Origin of the sequence: Burkholderia sp. BCC1993, from assembly GCF_905339865.1 — a bacterium.
Lineage (GTDB): Bacteria > Pseudomonadota > Gammaproteobacteria > Burkholderiales > Burkholderiaceae > Burkholderia.
The window spans coordinates 79,749-104,356 of sequence record NZ_CAJPGZ010000017.1 but is presented as its reverse complement, the minus strand read 5'-3'; the positions used below and the strand labels follow the sequence as shown (position 1 = coordinate 104,356).

The 24,608-nt window shown below is 68.5% G+C and carries 20 protein-coding genes; 15 read left to right on the top strand and 5 right to left on the bottom strand.

Annotation, left to right across the window (positions count from 1 at the left end; all coding sequences use genetic code 11):
• Nucleotides 1-14: 14 nt before the first annotated feature.
• Together U4Y91_RS27025 and U4Y91_RS27020 are read right to left on the bottom strand one after the other, a co-directional pair.
• Nucleotides 15-2,507, bottom strand: coding sequence for a mechanosensitive ion channel domain-containing protein (locus U4Y91_RS27025; protein ID WP_321807659.1), 2,493 nt, complete (start codon nucleotides 2,505-2,507; stop codon nucleotides 15-17).
• 348 nt (nucleotides 2,508-2,855) lie between these two features.
• Nucleotides 2,856-3,815, bottom strand: coding sequence for an LLM class oxidoreductase (locus U4Y91_RS27020; protein WP_321807658.1), 960 nt, complete (start codon nucleotides 3,813-3,815; stop codon nucleotides 2,856-2,858).
• Between the two features lie 1,190 nt (nucleotides 3,816-5,005).
• Between U4Y91_RS27020 and U4Y91_RS27015 the strand changes: the two genes are divergently transcribed.
• The 4 genes from U4Y91_RS27015 to U4Y91_RS27000 all read left to right on the top strand — a co-directional run bounded on the left by U4Y91_RS27015 (nucleotide 5,006) and on the right by U4Y91_RS27000 (nucleotide 8,595).
• Nucleotides 5,006-5,902 (top strand): NAD-dependent protein deacetylase, encoded by an 897-nt coding sequence (locus U4Y91_RS27015; protein WP_321807657.1) that lies wholly within the window; start codon nucleotides 5,006-5,008, stop codon nucleotides 5,900-5,902.
• The gene (locus U4Y91_RS27010) at nucleotides 5,899-6,540 is read left to right on the top strand and encodes a DUF938 domain-containing protein (RefSeq protein WP_321807656.1); all 642 of its coding nucleotides are present in this window, start codon (nucleotides 5,899-5,901) and stop codon (nucleotides 6,538-6,540) included. Before U4Y91_RS27015 ends, U4Y91_RS27010 begins: the two co-directional genes overlap by 4 nt.
• A gap of 97 nt (nucleotides 6,541-6,637) precedes the next feature.
• Nucleotides 6,638-8,050, top strand: coding sequence for an NADP-dependent phosphogluconate dehydrogenase (gene gndA, locus U4Y91_RS27005; protein ID WP_321807655.1), 1,413 nt, complete (start codon nucleotides 6,638-6,640; stop codon nucleotides 8,048-8,050).
• 200 nt (nucleotides 8,051-8,250) lie between these two features.
• Nucleotides 8,251-8,595 (top strand): DUF4148 domain-containing protein, encoded by a 345-nt coding sequence (locus U4Y91_RS27000; protein WP_321807654.1) that lies wholly within the window; start codon nucleotides 8,251-8,253, stop codon nucleotides 8,593-8,595.
• A gap of 115 nt (nucleotides 8,596-8,710) precedes the next feature.
• Here U4Y91_RS27000 and U4Y91_RS26995 read toward each other — a convergent pair whose 3' ends face one another.
• Nucleotides 8,711-9,031 (bottom strand): hypothetical protein, encoded by a 321-nt coding sequence (locus U4Y91_RS26995; RefSeq protein WP_006760526.1) that lies wholly within the window; start codon nucleotides 9,029-9,031, stop codon nucleotides 8,711-8,713.
• A gap of 424 nt (nucleotides 9,032-9,455) precedes the next feature.
• Between U4Y91_RS26995 and U4Y91_RS26990 the strand changes: the two genes are divergently transcribed.
• The gene (locus U4Y91_RS26990) at nucleotides 9,456-10,190 is read left to right on the top strand and encodes a peptidoglycan DD-metalloendopeptidase family protein (protein ID WP_321807653.1); all 735 of its coding nucleotides are present in this window, start codon (nucleotides 9,456-9,458) and stop codon (nucleotides 10,188-10,190) included.
• 48 nt (nucleotides 10,191-10,238) lie between these two features.
• Here U4Y91_RS26990 and U4Y91_RS26985 read toward each other — a convergent pair whose 3' ends face one another.
• Nucleotides 10,239-10,877, bottom strand: a complete 639-nt coding sequence (locus U4Y91_RS26985; RefSeq protein ID WP_321807652.1) for a Pr6Pr family membrane protein — start codon at nucleotides 10,875-10,877, stop codon at nucleotides 10,239-10,241.
• 231 nt (nucleotides 10,878-11,108) lie between these two features.
• On the opposite strand from U4Y91_RS26985, the gene U4Y91_RS26980 reads away from it, so the two are divergent.
• From U4Y91_RS26980 to U4Y91_RS26960, 5 genes are all read left to right on the top strand, one after another.
• A complete protein-coding gene (locus tag U4Y91_RS26980) occupies nucleotides 11,109-11,645 on the top strand; it encodes a cytochrome b (RefSeq protein WP_321807651.1) in 537 nt (178 codons plus the stop codon).
• A gap of 156 nt (nucleotides 11,646-11,801) precedes the next feature.
• Entirely contained in the window at nucleotides 11,802-12,167 is a 366-nt protein-coding gene (locus U4Y91_RS26975) for a DUF2946 domain-containing protein (protein WP_321807650.1), read from the top strand.
• A gap of 83 nt (nucleotides 12,168-12,250) precedes the next feature.
• Nucleotides 12,251-14,383, top strand: a complete 2,133-nt coding sequence (locus tag U4Y91_RS26970; RefSeq protein ID WP_321807649.1) for a TonB-dependent copper receptor — start codon at nucleotides 12,251-12,253, stop codon at nucleotides 14,381-14,383.
• A gap of 232 nt (nucleotides 14,384-14,615) precedes the next feature.
• Nucleotides 14,616-15,710 (top strand): triacylglycerol lipase, encoded by a 1,095-nt coding sequence (locus U4Y91_RS26965; protein ID WP_321807648.1) that lies wholly within the window; start codon nucleotides 14,616-14,618, stop codon nucleotides 15,708-15,710.
• Nucleotides 15,711-15,713: 3 nt separating this feature from the next.
• Nucleotides 15,714-16,748 carry a lipase secretion chaperone gene (locus U4Y91_RS26960; protein ID WP_321807647.1) on the top strand — a complete coding sequence of 345 codons (1,035 nt, stop codon included), beginning with the start codon at nucleotides 15,714-15,716 and terminating at the stop codon, nucleotides 16,746-16,748.
• Nucleotides 16,749-16,769: 21 nt separating this feature from the next.
• On the opposite strand, the gene U4Y91_RS26955 is transcribed toward U4Y91_RS26960, so the two are convergent.
• Nucleotides 16,770-18,293 (bottom strand): PLP-dependent aminotransferase family protein, encoded by a 1,524-nt coding sequence (locus U4Y91_RS26955; protein ID WP_321807646.1) that lies wholly within the window; start codon nucleotides 18,291-18,293, stop codon nucleotides 16,770-16,772.
• 107 nt (nucleotides 18,294-18,400) lie between these two features.
• On the opposite strand from U4Y91_RS26955, the gene U4Y91_RS26950 reads away from it, so the two are divergent.
• The 5 genes from U4Y91_RS26950 (at nucleotide 18,401) to U4Y91_RS26930 (ending at nucleotide 24,569) form a co-directional block, all read left to right on the top strand.
• Nucleotides 18,401-19,495 carry an ABC transporter ATP-binding protein gene (locus tag U4Y91_RS26950; RefSeq protein WP_321807645.1) on the top strand — a complete coding sequence of 365 codons (1,095 nt, stop codon included), beginning with the start codon at nucleotides 18,401-18,403 and terminating at the stop codon, nucleotides 19,493-19,495.
• 78 nt (nucleotides 19,496-19,573) lie between these two features.
• Complete coding sequence (locus U4Y91_RS26945) at nucleotides 19,574-20,620, top strand: ABC transporter substrate-binding protein (protein WP_321807644.1); 1,047 nt, start codon at nucleotides 19,574-19,576, stop codon at nucleotides 20,618-20,620.
• 102 nt (nucleotides 20,621-20,722) lie between these two features.
• Nucleotides 20,723-21,979, top strand: coding sequence for an ABC transporter permease (locus U4Y91_RS26940; protein WP_321807744.1), 1,257 nt, complete (start codon nucleotides 20,723-20,725; stop codon nucleotides 21,977-21,979).
• A 37-nt stretch (nucleotides 21,980-22,016) separates the two neighbouring features.
• Nucleotides 22,017-22,853: an ABC transporter permease gene (locus U4Y91_RS26935; RefSeq protein ID WP_040141016.1), complete on the top strand. Its 837-nt coding sequence runs from the start codon at nucleotides 22,017-22,019 to the stop codon at nucleotides 22,851-22,853.
• A gap of 261 nt (nucleotides 22,854-23,114) precedes the next feature.
• On the top strand, nucleotides 23,115-24,569 hold the full coding sequence (locus tag U4Y91_RS26930; protein ID WP_321807643.1) for an MFS transporter: 1,455 nt from the start codon (nucleotides 23,115-23,117) through the stop codon (nucleotides 24,567-24,569).
• Nucleotides 24,570-24,608 lie beyond the last annotated feature (39 nt).

The window sequence follows — 24,608 nt, the reverse complement described above, 5'->3', positions numbered from 1 at the left end:
CGGCATCCGTACGATCAGTCCGGCTTGCGCTCCGGCGCAACGGGCGGCGGCGGTTCGGCGGCCGGCGTGCCTGCGGCGTGGTCGCTGTTCTCATCGTTCTCGGGCGCGACGGGCCGTGAGCCTTCGTCATACGCGACGAGGCTGCGCTGCGGATTCGCGATCCGGATTCCGCGTTCGCGGAACAGCACCGCGATCCGCCGATTGAATTCGCGCTGCACGCCCCAGCGTGACGAGTCCTTGCACTGGATCTGTCCTGTCAGCGCGATCGTCGCGCCGTCGACCTGGTCGATGCCCCAGTAGCTGAAGTCCGACAGGATGCCGTCCTTGTAATCCGGATCGTCGCGCAACGCGGCGCCGATCTCCTTCAGCGTCGCGATCGCGCGATCGATGTCCTGGCCATAGGCGATGCTGACCTTGACGGCCGCATTGCCGAGCCCGCGATTCGTATTGTTGACGGTCGTCACCGAGCTGAACGGGATCGTGTACAGCGATCCGTCGCCCGCGCGCAGCCGCACGGTGCGGATCGACAGATATTCGACCGTGCCCGATACGCCGGCGAGCGTGACCCAGTCGCCCACCTGCATCGCGTTCTCCATCAGCAGGAAGATCCCGGTGATGAAGTCCTGCACGAGCTTCTGCGAGCCGAAGCCGAGCGCGACGCCGAAGATGCTGGCGCCGGCGAGCAGCGGACCGATGTTCACGCCGATTTCGCTGAGGCCGGTCAGCACGACGACGAGCGCGATCATGATGAACAGCAGCGAACGCAGCATCGGCAGCAGCGTGCGCAACCGCGCCGCGCGCACGAGGTTGCCTTCGCGTGTCCATTGCTGCAGGCGGCGCTCGATCGCGATGTTCGCGGCTTCCCAGACGATCAGCGCGACGACGGCTGCAATCGCGATCGTGATCAGCGCCGACGCGAGCCGATGGCCGATCGTGCCGGTCGCGAACGCGTGGAAGATCGGCACGCCCCAGGTCTGCAGCAGCAGCACGACGGTCACGACGGCGATCGCCGCCGACACGACCTGGCGCACCAGCGGGTAGTAGCGGTACGCGTGCAGGTGGACGAGCGTGCGGTCGTCGTCGCGGCGCTGGAACACCCGCGCGAGCGCGCCGAACACGACGATCGATACGATCCGCATGCCGATCATCACGGCGATCGAGCGGCCGCCGAGCGTGATCAGCACGCGGTAGCCGTTGTGGACGTCGAGCGCCCACACGAACCACAACGCCATCACGACGAACACGGACACGGGCGCCCACGCGTCGGCGAGCGCGTTGCCGACCATCGCGAAGGCCGGCCGGTCTTCGCCGGCCGCGCGGATACGCGCGGCGACCGGCTGGCGGCACCGGAGGATCAGCGCCGAGATCATCAAGTGGCCGACGAGCGCGACCGCCTTCAGCAGCGCGACGTGACCGGCGTCGCTGAGGCCGAAGCTCGCGGCGATCTCGACCGCGGCCGTGCTGGCGCCGACGACCATCACGATCCGCGCGATCGAGCGCTGCGCGAACGCGGCCCATGCGTCGCTGATGTGCAGCAGCCGCAGCTGCCGCGCGTCGGGCTGGAAGAACAGCCGGCTGACGATCGTCACGAGGCGGCAGATCACGTAGATGTCGATCAGCGATTCGAGCGCTGTTTGGGTCGGCGTGCCGGCGCCGTCGAGGACCGACATCGTCAGGCTCGCGATGCCGACGAATACCAGCAGCGGTACCACCCGCAGTGCGAGGCTGACCAGCGCGCGCGGCATCCGGCGCAGCAGCGTGGTGTGGCGCCGCGCGTGGCCGCGGCCTTGCGACGACGTATCGGGCGTGTCGGTGCCGTCGACGCGGGCAGCGGAGGCGGCCGGTTCCGGCGTCGAAGCGGGATCGCCGGGACCGGGCGGTTCGGGTTCAGGTGCATCGGTATCGGCATCGGCATCGGCATCGGTGTCGGCCCGGCCCGCCGATTCGGTGCGGCGCGCGCTCAGCGCGGCCAGCGCGCGCCGCAGCAGCCGCTTCGCGAACCATTCGACGGCGAGCGCGGGCACGAGCACGGCGAGGATGATCAAGATCGCGCGCGTGAGATCGGTACGTTGGTCGGCGCGTACGAGCCGCTCGTGCCACCAGTTGCCGACCGAGCCGACGTCGAGCAGCGAGCGCAGCGATTCGTTCAGCGCGCCGCCGATTTCACCGGCCCAGCGCGATCCCTGCCGGACGAGCATCGACGCGAGCCCGTTCGTCGTGAGTGCGGCCGCAGCGGCGCCAGCCGATGCCGCGCTGGCCGGCGCCGCGGCGCTCGCCGCAAGCGCGGGCGTGCTCAGCACGCCGACGGCCGCGATCGCGCGCAACGTCGTTTCGACCTGCTCGCGCTCGCGCGGGTTTTGCAGGACGGAGAGGGCCTGCTGCGCCTGCTGCGGCGTCAGCGTGGGCACGGCGCCGGAGGCGGCCGATGCGGCGGCCGGGGCAGGGGCGGCCGCGTGGGCGGTCGATACGATGGCGGCGAGCAGCCAGCCGAGCAGGAAATATCGCATGGGTAGGCGTGCGGGCGCGCATCGGAACGTGGCCCGCCGGTCTGGACGATGGACGGAAGTTAACATGATTGCCATCGGAACCGGATAGTTCCATCGACGAATATTCGAATCGGGCATGCGGCAAGCGGTGCGGGCGTTTGCGCGCTGCCGTGCGGTTCCTTCCGCGTGGCGGTGTCTCGGGCCGGCCGTTCACGATCCGTCATGCGGGCAGGTCGTCGGGGTGTTGGCATGCGGTCCCGGCGCAAGCGCAAGATCGGGAACGAAACGTGCTCGCCGGTGAATCGATCCGTTGCCAACCACGGCTTCGGCTATGGGGCCATGGACAAGGAATTCTGGATTCCTTATGAATCAACCCTGATGGTCGTGGAAGACCGGCAATACATGCTCGGCGATTTCCTCGATGACCTCGCGCACGGACCGGTCGGAACCGGGATTCAGCGTGACGTGGTGCGTCCCGGCTGCCCGCATGTCGCGCAGGATGTCGATGAGCGCATTCCGACCGGTCGCGTAGCCGAGCGGCAGCGCGGTGGGCGGAGCATCGCGATTCGCATCGAGATCGAGCCGCATCGATACGCCGAACGCGCGAAAGCCCGGCGGTGCGAGCCGGTCGACGGCCGCGCGCCACATCGAATAACGAGCGCGCTGCGTGTCCGGGTCGCGATGATAGGTCATCCAGCCGATCGCGTTCCGTGCGATCCAGTCGACGCTCTGTCCGCCGGAGCCGACGGCAAGCATCGGCACCGCGTCGTCGCCGTGCGGCAGCAGCGTGAAGTCGGGCGCGTCGGGCGGCGTCTCGTCGGGCAGCACGCGGGACGGCACGCCGAGCGCGGCCGCGACGATGTCCCAATGCCGGCGATACCGGTTGCGCCGCGTTTGCGCGTCGACGCCGAACGCCGCATATTCGGGCGGCCGGTCGCCGGAGCCGAGGCCGAGGATGAAGCGCCCGCCGGACAGCGTCGCGACCGACAGCGCGCCTTTCGCGATGTGCAGCGGATGACGCAGCGGCAGCACGATCGCGCCACTGGCAAGCACGATCCGGCGCGTGCGCGACGCGAGCGCGCCGAGCAGCACCCACGGATCGAGATGTCCGACCGGGTCGGGATAATCGGCGCTGTTCAGCGGCACGTCGCGAACCCACAGTGCGCGAAAGCCGAGCGAATCGGCCAGCGCCGCGAGGTCGAGCTGCTCGTTGAAATCTGCGACGGTATGGCCGCTGCGCAGCAGCGGCAGCGTCAGGCCGATCGACAGCCGCTCGGCCGAGAAGACGCGCCGTGCGACGTCGGCGCGGCCGGAGGCGGGCAGGGTCATGTCCATTCCTTGGAGACGGGGCGAAGCCGGTGCGCGCGCCGCACCGTGTCCGAATGCTAACGTGTTTGCGCGCCGCCTGCGACGCGCGGCGGCATCGGCGGTATCGGCGGTTCCGGCATGATCGGCGCCTTCGGTCATCGGGCAATCAATCGGCATAGACGTACTTCAGCGCGTGGTGGTCGGTCTTGCGGCGAGCAGGGTGCTGTCCGTGGTTGCAGGCCGCGCTCGCAGGTTCGACGAGCGCGTTCGACCATGCGTGCGCGGCCAGGGTCGGGCGACTGTAAGCGGATCGTCGGCATCGAACAGGCGCAAACGCCCCGCCGGCGCACGCGTCACATGCGTGCAACACCGGCGTCGTGTCCGGCGCGATCGATCGCGCGGGCCGTTTCCCATCGTTTCACTTTCGAAACGTTCGCGCCTGTCTGTCGCCGTGCGATTTGCATCGGGGTCATTTCAAGGCCCGCGCGGCCTTGCACAGCGAAGCATGGTGCGCTCCTTGCATGTCTGTATGCGCCGTGAGCGCGATCGCCGGCGCAGTAGGGGCACGGCCATCGCTTCAGTAGGTCGGACACATCGAAGACGGGGACAAGAGAATGAGAACAGACCGAATCGCAACGTGCCATGTTGCAAACATGAATCGCCGACCTGCCCGTGACTTCGCATCGCCGTTGATTACGGCGACATGAGCGCGCGGCTTTTCGTTTCATCCGGACCCATCCGGTTCGTTCCGAACGACGACGTGCAGGCGTGACGCACGAGGCCGACCCGTGCCGGTCGGCCGTCGGGGATGAACCGCCGGTGCGCGCGGATGGGCGACCATGACTTCCGGATCGTCATGCCGACGCGCGAAACGCAGGCGCGCCGCACGCGATGCATGCGTGCGTGTGCCGTGCGCCGTGCCGCGCGGCGATCCTCGCAAACATCAGGGCAATATCAGGAATTCGAAGGTGTAGTCCCGGGGAAGGTCTGCCGGCGGCGCGGCGGCGGATCCGACGACATTGTGCTGTCAGTTGATCCACTACCCCGATGGATCAATTGTTGATGCGCCCATCGCCATGTGGCCGATGGGCGTCTTTTTTTGCGGCGCCGGTGTCGCGCGCGGACCGCCGGCCGGATCGCGCGGCGTTCTGTATCATGTGCTGGCGCGCCGGCCGCACGGCGGCCACCGCGCCCGATCACGCGCCGCCGACATGAACGACATCACCTTGCCCGACCCCTCATCCGCCGCCATCGAACCGGCCGCGCTCGATGCGCTGCACGCGTTCGTCGAGCGCCATCCGCGGCTGCTCGTGCTGACCGGTGCCGGCATCAGCACGGATTCCGGCATTCCCGGCTATCGCGACCGCAATGGTCAATGGATGCGCTCGCCGCCGATCCAGCTCCACGAATTCCTCGGTTCCGACGCTGCGCGCCGGCGCTACTGGGCGCGCAGCATGATCGGCTGGCCCGTGGTGGGCCGTGCGCAGCCGAACCGCTCGCATGTCGCGCTCGCGCGGCTCGGCGGCACCGGCCGGATCGAGCGCCTCGTCACGCAGAACGTCGACGGGCTGCACCAGCGTGCGGGAAGCGGCGATGTGATCGAACTGCATGGCGGCATCAACGGCGTCACGTGCCTCGACTGCGGCGCCCATCACGCGCGCGCGACGATCCAGGCCGTGCTCGAAACGGACAACCCCGAGCTGCTCGGCGCGCAGGCGGAGCCTGCCGCCGACGGCGACGCGCATCTCGAATGGGCCGCGCTCGACACGTTCCGCATTCCGGCCTGCCCGGCCTGTGGCGGGCTGCTGAAGCCGGCGGTGGTGTTCTTCGGCGAGAACGTGCCGCGCGAGCGCGTCGCGCTGGCGTCGCAGGCGCTCGATGCGGCCGATGCGCTGCTCGTCGTCGGCTCGTCGCTGATGGTGTATTCCGGCTACCGGTTCTGCGTGTGGGCCCAGGCGCAGGACAAGCCCGTCGCCGCGCTGAACCTCGGCCATACGCGCGCCGATCCGATGCTGACGCTGAAGGTCGAGGCGCGTTGCGCGCCCGTGCTCGACGCGCTGAACGTGCGGCTGGGCGTCGCCTGCAGCGCGCCGGAGCATGCATCGTGACCGGGCCGACGTCTTCGTCCGATCCGTCCGCGCGGCTGTCGGCACCGGCGGCCGAGCGCAATCGCGGGCCGATCCTCGACGTATTGCGCCGCGTGCTGCCGGCTAGTGGCAACGTGCTCGAGATCGCGAGCGGCACCGGGCAGCATGCGGTCCATTTCGCGCAGGCCTTGCCGGGGCTGCGCTGGCAGCCGAGCGATCCCGACGCGCACGCGCGCCGCTCGATCGCAGCGTGGGTCGCGCATGCCGGCCTCGCGAACCTGGCCGAGCCGCTGGCATTCGACGTGCGCGACGCGTCGTGGCCGGCCGCGGCACTCGACGCGATCGTCTGCATCAACATGATCCACATCTCGCCGTGGGCCTGCACCGACGCGCTGTTCGCCGGCGCGTCGCGCGTGCTGCGTCCGGGCGGCGTGCTGTTCCTGTACGGCCCGTATCGCCGCGAAGGCCGCCACACGGCGCCGTCCAACGAGGCATTCGACCAGCAGTTGCGCAGCCGCGATCCGTCGTGGGGCGTGCGCGATCTCGAGGCGGTCGTCGCGCTCGGCCTCGACCGCGGGCTCGACTGCATCGAGGTCGTCGACATGCCGGCGAACAACCTGAGCGTCGTGTTCCGCCGCCTGCCGCACGCGGAGCAATGACACGCAAGCGCGCATCGCGGCCGGGTTTCCACTATCCTTTCGCCTGTGCGCGCGGCCCGGCTCGGGTCGCGCCCCGTTTTTTCCGGAGAATTGACTAATGGGCAAACAAGCAATCGGTGTGATCGGGCTGGCGGTGATGGGCCGCAATCTCGCACTCAATATCGAGAGCCGCGGTTACGCGGTGTCGGTGTACAACCGCAGCCGCGAGAAAACCGACGAACTGATCGCCGAATTCCCCGGCCGCAATCTGGTGCCGACCTACACGCTCGAGGCGTTCGTCGCGTCGCTCGAGACCCCGCGCCGGATCCTGATGATGGTGAAGGCCGGCGAAGCGACCGATGCGACGATCGCATCGCTCAAGCCGCTGCTCGAGAAGGGCGACGTGCTGATCGATGGCGGCAATACGCACTTCACGGACACGATCCGCCGCAACCAGGAGCTCGCGCAATCTGGCCTGCACTTCATCGGCACCGGCGTGTCGGGCGGCGAAGAGGGCGCGCTGCGCGGCCCGTCGATCATGCCCGGCGGCCAGCGCGACGCGTACGACCTGGTCGAGCCGATCCTGAAGCAGATCGCCGCGAAGGCGCCGTCGGACGGCGAGCCGTGCGTCGCGTACATGGGGCCGGACGGCGCGGGCCACTACGTGAAGATGGTCCACAATGGGATCGAATACGGCGACATGCAGCTGATCGCCGAGAGCTACTCGGTGCTGAAGGACGTCGCGGGCCTGACCAATGACGAACTCGGCGCGGTGTACACCGAGTGGAACCAGGGCGAACTCGACAGCTACCTGATGGAGATCACGTCGAAGATCTTCGGCAAGAAGGACGACGACACCGGCAAGCACCTCGTCGACGTGATCCTCGATCGCGCCGCGCAGAAGGGCACCGGCAAGTGGACGAGCCAGAACGCGCTGGATCTCGGCGTGCCGCTGCCGCTCATCACCGAGTCGGTGTTCGCGCGCGTGCTGTCGTCGCTGAAGACCGAGCGCGTCGCGGCCAGCAAGATCCTGTCGGGCCCGGCCGCCGCGCCGTTCGACGGCGATCGTGCCGCGTTCGTCGAAGCGGTGCGTCGCGCGCTGTACCTGAGCAAGGTGATCTCGTACGCGCAGGGCTTCGCGCAGTTGCGCACGGCGTCCGAAGAGTACGGCTGGAACCTCGATCTCGGGACGATCGCGAAGATCTTCCGCGCGGGCTGCATCATCCGTGCGCGCTTCCTGCAGAAGATCACGGACGCGTACGCGAAGGATCCGGCGCTCGCGAACCTGCTGCTCGACCCGTACTTCAAGGACATCGCCGCGAATTACCAGGCGTCGCTGCGCGACGTGGTTGTGGCCGCGGTGAAGGCAGGCGTGCCGGTGCCGGCGTTCGCGTCGGCGGTCGCGTACTTCGACAGCTACCGTTCCGAGCGGCTGCCGGCGAACCTTGTGCAGGCGCAGCGCGACTTCTTCGGCGCGCACACGTTCGAGCGTACCGACAAGCCGGGCAGCTTCCACGCGAACTGGTCGTAACCGGCAGGCGAGGACGGTATTGTTGCGAAATTCTATTCTTTGAGTAGGGTTTTTCGTTCCCGGATCCCGCAATTGTTGGTTCCGAGGAAACAGTGTTTTCGCTCTTTCATGGTTTTCCCTAGGTGATCTCGGGACTAAACTTTGTTCCATCGCTGCAGACATGGTGTGTGCGGCGGAGCAAAAAAATCCCGGAGGTAATCATGAAATCGCTGATCGCAACGTTCGCTGCAGCTGCCGTCCTCGCCGTTCCCGCCGTCTCGTTCGCCCAACAGAACGCCCCCGTCACCCGTGCGCAGGTGAAGGCCGAACTGGCCCAGCTGCAACAGGCCGGCTACAAGCTGGGCAGCGACCGTACCGACTACCCGGCAAGCATCCAGGCAGCTGAAGCCCGCGTGAACCCGCAACAGAACGTCGCCGCTGCCGATACGAGCGGCTACGGTGCGCAACCGGCCGCCCAGCAAGAATCGGGCGCTCCGGGCGCTGCCAAGACCGGCTGGCAGGTCAAGCGCGTGTCGGACGGTGCACCGGTCTACAAGGGTCGTTGATCGTCATCGATCGCCGGCCGCATGGGCGGCCTGATCTGACCCCCACGCAGTACATGCAGCCCGTCGTTCCGAATCACGGAACGACGGGCTGCTTTCATTGGCGGCGCCCGCCGCGTCAGTGCAGCGGCCGCGGGCCGCGGCCGATGTCCCGGAACAGCGCGTCGGCCGGCTCGAGCGCCTGCAGCCACGCTTCGTCGTAGCCGCTCAGCGTGTCGAGCGCGTCGCGCAGCCGCTCGATCGCGAGTACCGGCAGCTCGACGCTGTGCCGCGTGGCGCCGCTCAGGTGCGCGACGCTCGCCAGCTGGACGAGGGCGTCCGCGGCTTCGGCGACGTCCGTCGCGAACAGCAGGTGCCGGTTGAGCAGTTCGACGAGGCCGCTGGAACCGGCGAAATCCTCGGCGTTGAGCTGCACGGACAGAAACGTCGCATTGTTCATGGTTTTCTCCTCGTTATCGCTGGAACGTGTGGTGCACCTCCGAGTATAGGAGGCGGCCGGCAGCGGGGCGGTCATGGGCGCGATACGGCTGCCCGCCGCGGGACGGCCACCCCGAAGCCCGCGGGACGCCCCGCGCGGCGCGGCCTGCAGCCCGCCGGCACCCGGTCGTGACGCCGCAAGAATGTTGCGGGCTTGGGCGCCTGCCGCGGTCCTGACCGCGACAAATGGTATCTTTGCCGATCGGGACGATGTAAAAAAGACGCGAAAAAGGGGCCGGTGAGCCTGTTCGCGTCGACGTCCCGCTGTGGAAACTGACGGCCGCGAGAGCGGTCGGATACTGGTTGATCCGGCCGTCCGGCCGGACATCGTGCGTCGCACGCCGGAGGGCGGTGGGCGGCGCAACGACGCAAATCCGGGAGGACCCTTGAGAAAAACGATTCCGATCAACGATGCGCTGGCGCGCTGGTTGCCGCAGGCGGCGTTCGTCGCCGCGGCCGCCGCGCTGACGGGCTGTACGATGACGCCGTGGACCGACAGCTGGCAGCCGGTGCGGCCGTCGACGCCGGCGTCGGTCGCCACGCCGGGCGTGATCGCCGGCTATTACCGCGTGAATCCGGGCGACACGCTCGCCGGCATCGCCGCCGCCTATGGGCAGCGCGTGCAGGACCTGGCCGGCTGGAACCGCATGTCGCCGAATGATGCCGTGTATCCCGGCCAGGTGCTGCGCGTCGCGCCGCCGCCTGCCGCGACGTCGCTCGGGCAGCCGTCCGCGGCGGCCGCGCAACCCGGCTCGCTGGCATGGCCGGCCACGGGCATCGTCGCTGCGCCGTTCTCGGCCGGCAAGACGCGCGGCATCGTGATCGCTGCGTCGGGGCCCGACCGTTCGGTGCGGGCCGCGGCCAACGGGCGGGTGGTGTACGCCGGATCCGGCGTCAAGGCGTATGGCCCGCTCGTGATCCTGAAGCACGACAACGGGCTCATCACGGCCTACGGGCACAACGGCAGGCTGCTCGTCAACGAAGGCGACGCGGTGCGCGCGGGCCAGCCGGTCGCCGAGATGGGCACCGACGCGAGCGGCCGCGCGACGTTCGAGTTCGAAGTCCGGCAGAACGGCAAGGTCGTCGACCCGATGAACTTCCTGCCGCGCAACGGCGGCTGACGCGCCGCTTCACGACGTGTGCGCCGTGCGGCGCACACGCTCCCGCCTTCACCCTTCCTCGAGCGCCGCGGCGCCGGACTGCCTCGCATGATTGCCGAGCCAGCGGATGCCCAGCGCGAGCCCTGCCGCGCCGAGCGCGATCAGCGAGCACTGGATCGCGACCGGCAGGTAGCCGTGCGGCCGCGGATCGACGAACGGATAGGGATACCAGTTCTCCAGCGCGCCGCGCACGAGCGTATAGCCGAGATAGATGACCGGAAAGCCGAGCCACGCGACCGCGCTGCGCCACGGGATCGGCGAGCGCGGCTCCATGTACAGCCAGTCGCACAGCACCACGAGCGGCACGATCCGGTGCAGGACCCAGTTGTTGAGGGCCGGCGTGACGTGGCGCAGCGCATCGAGCCGTGCGAGCAGCAGTTCGTAGACGATCGCGGTGATCAGCACGTAGAGCACGGCGGCGCCGCGCATCGATTCGTAGCGGGCCGAGCCGCGGCGCGTGATGCGCGACAGCCCCGCGACCAGCATGGCCGCTGCATACAGGCTGCTCAGTTGAGTGAAGTAGCTGAGGTAATTGCCGAGATGGAAGGCCGGCATGCCCCAGTTGCCGGCGACGCTGTGCAGCGTGGTGGACACCGCGAGCAACGCGGCGATCAGCCGGTAGGCCGCAACGAAGATCGCTTTGCTCATGATGCCCGCGCAACGTCGCACCAAAGCTTCATCGTGCCACAGCCGCGCACGCGCGCGATGCGGATTTTCCATATGGCGGCACCGTGGAACGGGGCCGCGCGGATTCGTCGGATATTTGATCCGGTCGCACAACGCCGGCCACGCGCGAGGCTACAATCGGGGCAGCCGCCGGGCACCGGCCAGCCCGGCACGGGCCTCCCCGCATACCACACGAGAAACACGAGACAACGCATGAAAAACATCCTCGCGAAACAGACGCGCTACAGCTCGCCCGCGATTTTCTTCCACTGGGTCATCTTCCTGCTGGTGGCACTGGCCTACCTGGCCATCGAGATTCGCGGACCGAAAGGCAGCGACAGCCGCGTGTTCTGGATGAACGTGCACCTGCTGGCAGGCACGTTCGTGCTCGTGCTGTCGGTGCTGCGCGTGCTGTGGCGGATGATCAGCCGCGTGCCGGACCCGATTCCGCAGGCGACGCTGCTCAAGTGGCTGTCGATGCTCGCCCATGTCGCGCTGTATGTCTTCATCATCGCGCAGCCGCTGCTCGGCATCATGATGGTCAACATGGGCGGCAAGCCTGTGTCGCTCGACTGGATCGGCGTGTCGTTCACGCTGTTCGGCCCCGACAAGGCGCTGCGGCCGACGATCAAGGAAGCGCACGAACTGATCGGCAATGCGTTCTACTTCGTGATCGGCCTGCATGCGCTGGCCGCGCTTTACCACCACTTCATCCGGCGCGACGACGTGCTGCGACGCATGGCGCCGTGATCGCCGCGCGCTGAAGCCGCGCAGCATCCGGGGGCGCATGGTTGTTGACGCAACCATGCGCCCCCGATCCGTTTACCCCGATGCGCGACTGGCCATCGCGGCGAACATTCTGTAACATCTCGGCTGCTTTTACATTCCGCTTACGCATCGTCGCGCATGCTGCACCGACATCGTCACCTGACCGCCTGGCTCGGCGTGTTCGCGATCTGGCTCGCGATCGCGGCGCCGCTGGTGTCGCAGTGGCGCATCGCGCAGGCAGCCACCCCCGACGCGATCGTCTGTAGTGCAGAGCATGGTGCGCACCGCGCGCCCGATGCGGGCCGCGCACACGATCACATGCTGCATCTCGATGCGTGCGGCTATTGCGGCTTCTTCGCGCACAGTCCCGCGATCGGCGGCGCGGCCGCGTCGTTCGCCTTCGTCCCCGCTCATGCCGTTTCCGCCGCCGCGCCGCATGCCGTCGCGGCGCGCGCCGACCGCTATCCGCGCGCGTATCCACGCGCACCGCCCGAGCGCGCCTGACGCGCTGTCTTCCGTTTCTTTCATCGCCGATATCCGTGCGGTCCGTCGAGGCCGCGTGGAGGGCGTCACTCGGGCTTTCGATCATGACCATTCTTTCCTTGCGCGCGCCGAGGGCGTCGCGCCATTCCCGTGTGCGGCGCGTGCCGCGCATGCTGAAACTCACCGTTCCCGCGCTCGCCGTCGGCGCGATGACCGCGGCGGCGGCCGCGACCGAATCCGCACGTGCGGCCGGTGCGCCGACGGACGACGCGGCCACGCTGCTGCCGCCCGTCGAAGTCGTTGCGTCGCCGCTGACGACGCCGCTCGTCGTCGTCACGGATCCGAAGACGCCGCGCCAGCCGCTGCCGGCGAGCGACGGCGCGGACTACCTGAAGACGATTCCCGGCTTCACGTCGATCCGCAGCGGCGGGACGAACGGCGACCCCGTGCTGCGCGGGATGTTCGGTTCGCGGCTGAACATGCTCGCGAACGGCATGCCGACGCTCGGCGCCTGCCCGAACCGGATGGACGCGCCGACCTCGTATATCGCGCCGGAAAGCTATGACAAAGTCACGGTCGTGAAGGGCCCGCAGACCGTGCTGTACGGCCCCGGCGCCTCGGCCGGCACCGTGCTGTTCGAACGCGTGACGCCGCGTTTCGAGCGTCCCGGCATGTGGTTCGACGGCAGCGTGGTCGGCGGATCCTTCGGCCGCAACGACCAGAACGTCGACGTGACGGCCGGCACGCCGGACGTCTACGGCCGCGTGACCGCGAACCACGCGCATGCGCAGGACTACGAGGACGGCAACGGCAATACCGTTCCGTCGCAATGGGACAAGTGGAACGCCGACGCGGCGCTCGGCTGGACACCCGACGATCACACGCGCGTCGAACTGACGGCGGGCACCGGCGACGGCTATGCGCGCTACGCCGGGCGCGGGATGGACGGCGCGCATTTCCGCCGCGAGACGTTCGGCCTGTCGTTCGACAAGCGGCATCTCGGCGACGTGCTCGACCGGATCGAGGCGCGTGTGTATTACAACGAAGCCGACCACGTGATGGACAACTATACGTTGCGGCAGCCCGACCCGACCAGCAGCATGCCGATGCGGATGGCGTCCGAGGTGCGGCGCCGCACGCTCGGCGCGCGGGCGGCGGCGACCTTCCGTTTCGGTGACGACTTCAAGCTCGTGACCGGCATCGACGCGCAGTCGAACCGGCTCGACGCGCGCTCGGCGATGGGGCGGCAGAACTACGGCGACCAGCCGTGGGATGCGCAGGCGACGATGTGGAACGCCGGTGCGTTCGGCGAGCTGACGTGGTATGCGAGCGATGCGTCGCGCGTGATCGGCGGCGCGCGGGTCGACTACGCGAGCGCGCGCGACAAGCGTGCGACGACGAGCGGGATGATGGCGAGCAAGCCGAATCCGACTTTCGACGACGATCGCGCGCGCGTGCTGCCGAGCGGATTCGTGCGCTACGAGCGCGATCTCGCGTCGCTGCCGGTCACATGGTATGCGGGGATCGGCCATGCGGAACGCTATCCCGACTACTGGGAGCTGTTCTCCGCGAAGCGCGGGCCCGCCGGCTCGATCAACGCGTTCTCGGCGGTGCAGCCGGAGAAGACCACGCAGCTCGACATCGGCGCGCAGTACAAGAGCGACCGGTTCGATGCGTGGGTGTCGGCCTACGCGGGATATGTACAGGACTACATCCTGTTCGACTACGCGGCCGGGATGATGGGCCCGACCACGCAGGCAACCAACGTCAACGCGCAGATCATGGGCGGCGAAGCCGGCGTGTCGTGGCGGCCGGTTGCGCCGCTGCGCGTCGAGACGTCGCTCGCGTATGCGTGGGGGCGCAACGCGACGAGCGGCGATCCGCTGCCGCAGATGCCGCCGCTCGAGGCGCGCTTCGGGCTCGAGTACACGCGCGGCGCATGGTCGGCCGGCGGGCTGTGGCGGGTCGTTGCGCCGCAGCATCGCTATGCGATGAACGAAGGCAACGTGGTCGGCAAGGACTTCGGTCCGAGCGCCGGCTTCGGCGTGCTGTCGCTGCATGCGCAGTACAACGTCAGCAAGAAGGTGCAGATCTCGATCGGCGTCGACAACGTGCTGGACAAGGCCTACACCGAACACCTCAACCTCGCCGGCAACGCGGGCTTCGGCTATCCGGCGAACGCGCCGGTAATGGAGCCGGGGCGCACGGCATGGGTGCGCGTGAGTGCGAAGCTGTGACGGGCGGCGCGCGTGTGCGATGCAGCATGCGCGCGCGTGAATGCAGCCCCCGCCCGAACGGGCGGGGCACGTCAACCGATTAGAGAACCGTGTCTAGTCAGGGCGCAAACGTTCGCGACGTGTGATTCACTCCCGCATTCGATGCACACGGTACCCGCGACCGTTCGCGACTTGCCGTGCGCGTCGATCCGATCTCATTCGCACCGGCAGCACAATAATCAGGAGAACATGCATGGCCAGATCGATGCGTTCCAGGATGGTGGCAGGGGCAGTGGCATGCGCGATGAGCGTCGCGCCGTTCGCGGGGACGACCGCGGTGATGACGCTCGCGACGACGCACACGGCGATGGCGGCAACCGCGCCGGCGGACAACTACGCGGCGACGCGTTACCCGATCATCCTCGTGCACGGGCTCACCGGCACCGACAAGTACGCGGGCGTGCTCGAGTACTGGTACGGCATCCAGGAGGACCTGCAGCAGCACGGCGCGACCGTCTACGTCGCGAACCTGTCGGGGTTCCAGAGCGACGACGGGCCGAACGGGCGCGGCGAACAGCTGCTCGCTTACGTGAAGACGGTGCTTGCTGCGACCGGCGCGACCAAGGTGAACCTGGTCGGTCACAGCCAGGGCGGCCTCACGTCGCGCTATGTCGCGGCCGTCGCGCCCGATCTCGTCGCGTCGGTCACGACGATCGGCACGCCGCATCGCGGCTCGGAGTTCGCCGATTTCGTGCAGGGCGTGCTCGCCTACGATCCGACCGGGTTGTCGTCGTCCGTGATCGCCGCGTTCGTCAATGTGTTCGGCGTCCTGACGAGCAGCAGCAACAACACGAACCAGGACGCGCTCGCCGCACTGAAGACGCTGACGACCGCCCAGGCCGCAACGTACAACCAGAATTACCCGAGTGCCGGCCTCGGCGCGCCGGGCAGTTGCCAGACGGGCGCGCCGACGGAAACCGTCGGCGGCAATACGCACCTGCTGTATTCGTGGGCCGGCACGGCGATCCAGCCGACCGTTTCCGCATTCGGCGTCACCGGCGCGACGGATACCAGCACGATCCCGGTGATCGATCCGGCGAATGCGCTCGACCTGTCGACACTCGCATTGTTCGGCACGGGCACGGTAATGATCAATCGCGGCTCAGGCCAGAACGACGGACTCGTGTCGAAGTGCAGCGCGCTGTACGGGAAGGTGCTGGGCACGAGCTACAAGTGGAACCATCTCGACGAGATCAACCAGTTGCTCGGCGTGCGCGGCGCGTATGCGGAAGATCCGGTCGCGGTGATCCGCACGCACGCGAACCGGCTGCAGCTCGCGGGCGTGTGATCGATGACGACACGTGAAGGACGCGCGCCGCTCGCGCGGCGCGTTGTGGTCTACGGCGCGGTGGGGCTGGCGGCGATCGCCGGCGTCGCGATCCGGGGCGGTACGGCATCGCATCGCGGTGCCGACGCGACGCATGCGTCGGCGGATGCCGCAGCCGTCGGCGGCGCGAACGCCGCGCCGTCGCAGCCCGCATTGCCGGCGAGTGCGGGCCTGCCGCCGCCGCTCGCCGGTTCCAGTGCGCCGCGGCTGCCGCTCGACACCGGCGGCCACCTCGCGAAGTCGCGCGCGGTGCGCGATTTCTTCGACTACTGCCTGACCGCGCGGAGCGACTTGAGCGCGTCCGCGCTCGATGCGCTCGTCGTGCGCGAGATCGCCGCCCAGCTCGACGGCACGGTCGCGCAACCCGAGGCGCTCGACGTCTGGCATCGATACCGCGCGTATCTCGACGCGCTCGCGAAGCTGCCGGAGGCAGGTGCGGTCGACAAGTCCGATCTTGGCGCTCTCCAGCTCGCGCTCGACCAGCGCGCGTCGATCGCGTATCGGACTCTCGGCGACTGGAGCCAGCCGTTCTTCGGCACCGAGCAGTGGCGGCAGCGCTACGATCTCGCGCGGCTGATGATTACGCAGGACCCTGCGTTGACGGAGGCGCAAAAGGCGGAGCGGCTCGCGGCGCTCGCGCAGCAGATGCCGGCCGACGAACGCGCGGCACGGCAGAAGGCCGACCGGCAGCAGGCCGCGATCGACCAGATCGCGCAGTTACGGAGGAGCGCGGCGACGCCCGATGCGATGCGCGCGCAACTGACGCAGACACTCGGCCCCGAAGCCGCCGCGCGCGTCGCGCAGATGCAGCAGGAGGACGCGTCGTGGCAGAGCCGCTACGCCGACTATGCGGCGCAGCGTGCGCAGATCGGCGCGGCCGGATTGTCGCCGCAGGATCGCGACGCGCAGATCGCCGCGCTGCGGCAGCGCGTGTTCACGAAGCCCGGCGAAGCGCTGCGCGCGGCGTCGCTCGACCGCGGCGCGGCTGCCGCGCAGTAATGCGCGCAATCATGCACGCGCTCATGCCGCGCGCGTGAAGCGCCGCGGCAGATGCTGTTCGATGGTGGCCGCGAGCGTGTCGAACGCGGGGCCGATGCCTTCGTGCGCGACGCACGCGTAGCCGAGCAGCAGCCCGCGCCGCGCGGTGTCCAGGCTGCTGTAATAGCTGGTCAGCGGACGCACGATCACGCCCGCGTCGAATGCGCTTTGCGTGACCGCGCGATCGTCGCACGTGTCGGGCAGGCCGAGCACCAGATGGAGTCCCGCCTCGTCGCCCATCACGGGCAACGCGTCGCCGAAGCGCGCATGGATCGCATCGATCAGCAACTGCCGGCGCTCGCCGTACAGCGTGCGCATCCGCCTGACGTGCGAAGTCAGGTGCCCGTCCATGATGAATTCCGCGAGCACGGCCTGCTGCATCAGCTGGCCCTCGCGATACAGCTCCGACAGCCCGGTGCGGAACGTGTCGACCAGATGCTCCGGCACGACCATGTAGCCCATCCGCAGGCCCGGGAACAGCATCTTGCCGAGGCTGCCGACGTAAATCACGCGGCCGCCGTCGTCGAGCCCCTGCAGCGACGCGAGCGGGCGGCTGCCGTAGCGGAATTCGCTGTCGTAGTCGTCCTCGATGATCCAGCAGCGGTGCTGGCGTGCGTACTCGAGCAGCATCCGGCGGCGCGCGAGGCTCATCACCATCCCGAGCGGATACTGATGCGACGGCGTGACGAGCACGAGCCGCGGCGGATGCTGCATGTCGCCCGCGCTCGGATCGAGGCCTTCCTGGTCGACCGGCACCGGCGTGAGCGCGAGACCGGTCGCCTGCAGCACGCTGCGCACGCCCCAATAGCACGGCTCCTCGACCCACGCGCGATCGCCGATGTCGGACAGCAGCCGCACCGCGAGGTCGATCGACTGGTGGATGCCGGTCGTGATGATCACCTGGTCCGGCGTGCATTTGACCGAGCGCGCGACGCGCAGGTAGTCGGCGAGCGCGCGGCGCAGCGGCCGGTAGCCGCCGCCCGGCGCATAGGTCAGCAACTCGGGATTCGCTTCCTTCCACAGGCGCGCCTGCAGGCGGCTCCAGGTGCGGCTCGGGAATTCCGACACGTCCGGCACGCCCGGCATGAACGCACCCCACTGGCGTCGCGACACGCCCGCGTGCTCGATCAACTGCCGGCCGCGCATCGACAGGCCGCCTTGTGCGTCCTGCTGCAGCGCCGCATTGGCATCGGACGGCGGCGGCGCGGCGCCCGGCACGCGGATCGCGGCCGCGTCCGGCCGTGTGTCGGCCACGTAGGTGCCGCTGCCGGTCGTCGTCAGCACGTAGCCTTCGGCCGTCAGCTGGTCGTACACGTGCAGCACGGTATTGCGCGCGATCGACAGGTCTGCCGCGAGCGTGCGCGAACTCGGCAGCTTTGTGCCTGGCCCTAATTCCCCGCTGAGAATGGCCTGCTGCATCCACTGCAGCAGTTGCCGGTACATCGGCTCGGACGAGCCGCGGTCGAGACGGGCGGAGAGCCAGTCGGCCAGGATCACGGTATCCAAAGTGGTCCTACTAGGAATATTGAAATGGTTCCCTAGTATAGAACCGTGGGCGCCGTATAGTAGGTCCATCTCAAAAACGTTTGTCGCGCAGCAAGGGGACAGCCACGATGAAGTCCGATGATGTGATCGTCAGCTTTCGCGGCGTGCGGAAGACCTACGACGGCGAGACGCTGGTCGTCAAATCGCTCGACCTCGATATCCACCGAGGGGAATTCCTGACGCTGCTCGGGCCGTCCGGCTCGGGCAAGACCACCTGCCTGATGATGCTGGCGGGCTTCGAGTTCCCGACGGGCGGCGAGATCCGTCTCGACGGGGAACTGCTGAACTCCGTGCCGCCGCACAAGCGCAATATCGGCATGGTGTTCCAGAACTACGCGCTGTTTCCGCACCTGACGGTCGAGCAGAACGTCGCGTATCCGCTGACGGTGCGCAAGCTCGCGGCCGCCGAGCGCGCGGAGCGCGTCGCGCATGCGCTGAAGATGGTGCAGATGGAGCGTTTCGCGAAGCGCTATCCGGCGCAGTTGTCGGGCGGCCAGCAGCAGCGCATCGCGCTCGCGCGTGCCCTCGTGTTCGAGCCGAAGCTCGTGCTGATGGACGAGCCGCTCGGCGCGCTCGACAAGCAGTTGCGCGAACACATGCAGTACGAACTGAAGGCGCTGCACGAGAAGCTCGGCGTGACCTTCGTGTACGTGACGCACGACCAGGGCGAGGCGCTGACGATGTCCGATCGCGTCGCCGTGTTCGACAAGGGCATCGTGCAGCAGCTCGACACCGTCGACCGCCTGTACGAATCGCCGTGCAACGAATTCGTCGCGAACTTCATCGGCGACAGCAACCGACTGCGCGGCACCATCGCGCGCGTCGACGGCGAATTCTGCGAATTCCGGCTGGACGACGGCACGCAGCTCGTCGGGCGCCGCATCGGCGACGCGGCCGAAGGCGCGCCGGCCGTCGCGTGCATCCGCCCCGAACGCATGAGCCTCGCGAACGGGCACATGAACGGCAGCACCGCCAACCGCGTGACCGGCGAGGCGCGCAGCCTCATCTATTTCGGCGATCACGTGCGCATGCGCTGCGCGCTGCCGGGCCAGGACGAATGCTTCGTGAAGGTGCCGCTCGGCACGGGCGCGCTCGACGCGTTCTCGCCCGGCGCGCCGGTATCGCTCGCATTCGCGCCCGAGCACCTGCGCGTGTTCGCCTGACACAGGGTTTTCCCGCTTTATCGCAGCACGTCGTCAACAACAACTGCCCACTTCCACCACGAGAGGAGAGGAACCATCATGAACGGAGCAAGCACTACCGCGCGTCGCACCGCGCTCGCACTGGCGCTCGCCGTCGTCGGCGCATCGGCCACGGCGGCCGAACTCACGGTCGTCAACTTCGGCGGCGCGAACGGCGACGCACAGAAGGCCGCATTCAACCAGCCGTTCGAGAAGGCGACCGGCAACAAGGTCACGGCCGTCGAGTACAACGGCGAGCAGGCGAAAGTGAAGGCGATGGTCGAGGCGAAGCACGTCAACTGGGACGTGGTCGAAGTCGAATCGGGCGACCTGAACCGCGGCTGCGACGAAGGGCTGTACGAGAAGCTCGACTGGTCGAAGATCGCGAAGAAGTCCGACCTGATTCCGGAATCGCCGCAGGTGTGCGGCGTCGGTTTCTTCGTGTGGTCGACCGCGCTGTCGTACAACGCCGACAAGGTGAAGACCGCGCCGACCGGCTGGGCCGATTTCTGGAACGTGAAGAAATTCCCCGGCAAGCGCGGGATGCGCAAGGGTGCGCGCTACAACCTCGAGTTCGCGCTGATGGCCGACGGCGTCCCGACGAAGGACGTGTACAAGGTGCTCGGCACGAAGGCCGGCCAGGACCGCGCGTTCAAGAAGCTCGACGAACTGAAGCCGTACATCCAGTGGTGGGAAGCGGGCGCGCAGCCGCCGCAGTTCCTCGTGGCCGGCGACGTCGTGATGTCGACCGCGTACAACGGCCGCATCGACGCCGCGCAGAAGGAAGGCAAGAACCTGAAGGTCGTGTGGAACGGCAGCATCTACGACCTCGACTACTGGGCGATTCCGAAGGGCTCCCCGAACAAGGCGCTGGCCGAACAGTACATCGCGTACACGCTGACGCCGAAGCCGCAGCAAGGGTATGCGCAGCACATCGCGTACGGCCCCGCGAACATCGCGGCGATCAAGTCGCTCGACGCGAAGACGCTCGCGAACCTGCCGAACTCGCCGGCCAACGGCAAGAACGCGGTGCTGGAGGACATCGGCTTCTGGACCGACCACAGCGACGAGCTCGAGCAGCGCTTCGCCGCGTGGGCGACGAAGTAACCGCTACTCAGGTGTCCTGATGCAACCTGCCGCGCGGCGCGCCGAACGCGTCGCGCGGCATTCCGCCGGATCGAGCCCGGCTGGAGAGAACCGTTGAACACGATGACGATCGCTCCTTCCTCGCCGTCGACAGCCGCGCTCAAGCGCGAACTGAAGGCCGCCGAGGCCCGCAAGCGCACGATGGCGTTGCTGCTGATCGCGCCGCTCGCGATCTTCCTGCTGCTCATCTTCGTCGTGCCGATCGGCACGCTGCTCACGCGCGCGGTGCAGAACCCGGAGATCGCGACCGCGCTGCCGAACACGGTGGCCGCGCTGTCGGGCTGGGACCGCAAGACACCGCCGGCCGATACCGCGTATGCCGCACTCGCGGCCGACATGACGAAGGTCGCCGACAGCGAGGCGATGGGTGCGCTCGCGCGGCGCCTGAACACCGAAATTCCCGGCTATCGCTCGCTCGTCGCGAAGACGGCGCGCGCGATGCCGCTGAAGGGTGACAACGACGCGGTGCTGACTCCCGCGCAGACCCGCGCGAAGTTCATCGACCTCGATTCGCGCTGGGGCGAGCCCGCGTACTGGCAGGCGATCGCGAAGAACGGCAGCCAGCTGTCGCCGTTCTACCTGCTCGCCGCGCTTGACCACAAGCAGGACGGCTTCGGCCAGATCGTGCAGGCCGATCCCGACCAGTCGATCTACGTGGCGATCTTCGGCCGCACGTTCGTGATCGGCGTCGCGGTCACGCTGTTCGCGCTGCTGCTCGGCTATCCGCTCGCGTACTGGATCTCGACGCTGTCGGAGCGCCGCGCGAACCTCGTGATGATCCTCGTGCTGATTCCGTTCTGGACCTCGGTGCTGGTGCGCGTCGCCGCGTGGATCGTGCTGCTGCAGAGCGAAGGGCTCATCAATACGGCGCTGATCGGCAGCGGGCTGATCTCGCACCCGCTGACGCTGCTGTTCAATCGCATCGGCGTGTACATCTCGATGACGCACATCCTGCTGCCGTTCATGATCCTGCCGCTGTACAGCGTGATGAAGTCGATCCCGCCGACCTACCAGCGGGCGGCCGTGTCGCTCGGCAGCCATCCGTTCGCCGCGTTCTGGCGCGTGTACGTGCCGCAGACCTATCCGGGCGTCGGCGCGGGCGCGCTGCTCGTGTTCATCCTCGCGATCGGCTACTACATCACGCCCGCGCTGCTCGGCGGGCCGAACGACCAGATGGTCAGCTACTACGTCGCGTACTTCACGAACGTGACGATCAACTGGGGCATGGCGTGTGCGCTCGGCGGGCTGCTGCTCGCGGCGACGCTGGTGCTGTATGCGGTGTACGGGCGCTTCACGCGCACCAACGTGAGCCTCGGCTGAGCGCCGGGGACAGGAAAACGGGAAGGGGAAGCCGACCATGAAACTCGCCAGGCCGCTGTTCGCGCCGCACATGTCGTTCGTCGAGCGCGCGTGGTACGTCGCGTTGCGCGTGCTCGTCGTGCTGACGCTGCTGTACCTGATCCTGCCGGTGCTCGCGATCGTGCCGCTGTCGTTTTCGTCGAGCACGTTCCTCGTCTATCCGATTCCGGGCTTCTCGACGCGCTGGTACGAGAACCTGATCGCGTCGGACGAGTGGCGGATGGCCGCGAAGAACAGCTTCATCGTCGCGCCGTCGGCGACCGTCGTCGCGACCGTGCTCGGCACGCTCGCCGCGATCGGCCTCACGAAGGCGGACTTCCGCGGCAAGGGGCTGCTGATGGCCGTGCTGCTGTCGCCGATGATCGTGCCGGTCGTCGTGGTCGGCGTCGGCATGTACCTGTTCTTCGCGCCGCTCGGTCTCGCGAACACCTACACGGGCCTGATCGCCGCGCATGCGGCGCTCGGCGTGCCGTTCGTCGTGACGACCGTGGCCGCGACGCTGCAGGGCTTCAACCAGAACCTGGTGCGCGCGAGCCTGTCGCTCGGCGCGAACCCCGTCACGACGTTCTTCCGCGTGACGCTGCCGGTGATCGCGCCGGGCGTGATGTCGGGCGCGCTGTTCGCGTTCGCGACGTCGTTCGACGAAGTCGTCGTCACGCTGTTCCTCGCGGGCGCCGATCAGACGACGCTGCCGCGCCAGATGTTCACCGGCATTCGCGAAAACATCAGCCCGACGATCGCCGCGCTCGCGACGATCCTGATCATCTTCTCGACGAGCCTGCTGCTGGCGCTCGAATGGCTGCGCGGCCGCAACGCGCGGCGCGCGGTGTCGTAACGGCGGGTGGATGCGTGACGTTGCGCCGGCTGCCGGGCCGGCAATCGTTGCGCACTCAACGAAGCCGCGCGCCTGACCCGGCGCGCCGAAGCTTTCGTTTCGCTGACTGACGAAGCAGCTGCCTGCACGTTCGATGCGGCTCTGCAACAATACGGCTCGTGGTGCCGCGCGTTCCGTTGCCGTCGCACGCTCGGAGCGCCCGTTGCCGCGCCGCTCAATCCGCGACGCCGCGCGTCGCTCGTCAGTCAGCCGAGCCTCATCTTGTCCGAATTCGCATCCCCCGCCGGCGCCCGGGAGCCGGCCGTCAACTGGCGCGCGATGTCCGCCGTGCTGCTGGCCGTCGCGCTCGCGACGCTCGACACCGCGATCGCGAACACCGCGCTGCCCGCGATCGCCGCCGACCTGCACGCGTCGCCGGCCGCGTCGGTGTGGATCATCAACGCGTACCAGCTCGCGATGGTCGCGACGCTGCTGCCGTTCGCGTCACTCGGCGACATCGTCGGCCACAAGCGCGTGTATGTCGGGGGCCTCGCGGTGTTCACGTTCGCGTCGCTCGGCTGCTCGCTCGCGGCGACGCTGCCGCAGTTGACGGCGGCGCGGATCGTGCAGGGCTTCGGCGCGAGCGCGATCATGAGCGTGAACGTCGCGCTGATCCGCAACCTGTTTCCCGCGCACCGGCTCGGGCGCGGCGTCGGCTTCAACGCGCTCGTCGTCGGCGTGTCGTTCGCGGTCGGACCGACGATCGCGTCGCTGATCCTGTCGGTGGCCGCGTGGCCGTGGCTGTTCGCGGTGAACGTGCCGCTCGGCGTGCTCGCGCTTGCCGTGGCGATTCCGTCGCTGCCGCAGACGGCGCGCGGCAAGCACGCGTTCGATCCGCTCGCCGCGCTGTTCAACGTGATCACGTTCGCGTCGCTGATCTTCGCGCTCGGTGAATTCGCGCAGCGCGGGCCGCTGTCCGTCGTGTTCGCGGCCGCCGCGGTCGCGCTCGCGTTCGGCTGGCTGTTGATCCGCCGCCAGGCCGGGCATCCGGCGCCGATGCTGCCGGTCGACCTGTTCCGTCGGCCCGTATTCACGCTGTCCGCGCTGACGGCCGTGTGCGCGTTTGCCGCGCAGGGGCTCGCGTTCGTGTCGCTGCCGTTCTACTTCGAAACCGTCCTGCATCGCGACGCGGTCGAGACCGGTTTCCTGATGACGCCGTGGTCGGCGATCGTCGCGCTCGCCGCGCCGATCGCGGGCCGCTTGTCCGATCGTTACCCGCCCGGATTGCTCGGTGCGATCGGGCTCGCGTTGCTGAGCGCGGGGATGGTGTCGCTCGCGGCATTGCCGGCGGCGCCGAGCGTCGTCGACATCGGCTGGCGGATGATGCTGTGCGGCGCGGGCTTCGGCTTCTTCCAGTCGCCGAACCTGAAGGCGCTGATGTCGAGCGCGCCGCCCGAGCGCAGCGGCGGCGCGAGCGGGATCATCGCGACCGCGCGGCTGATCGGGCAGGCGACCGGCGCGGCGCTCGTCGCGCTGTCGTTCGGGATCGCGGGGCGTCACGGGCCGACGCTCGCGCTGATGCTCGGGGCGGGTTTTGCCGGGGCGGCGAGCGTGGCGAGCGGGCTGCGGCTCTTCGCGCCGTCGCATCGGGCCGGCGCGCCGGTTGCATCGGTCGCGTCGGTCGCGACGACAGCGACGACAGCGACGACAGCGACGAACGAGCGTGCGACGGAGTAGGGCTCCGCGCCCGCCCGCTGTCCGAGTCTTTCCCGGCCG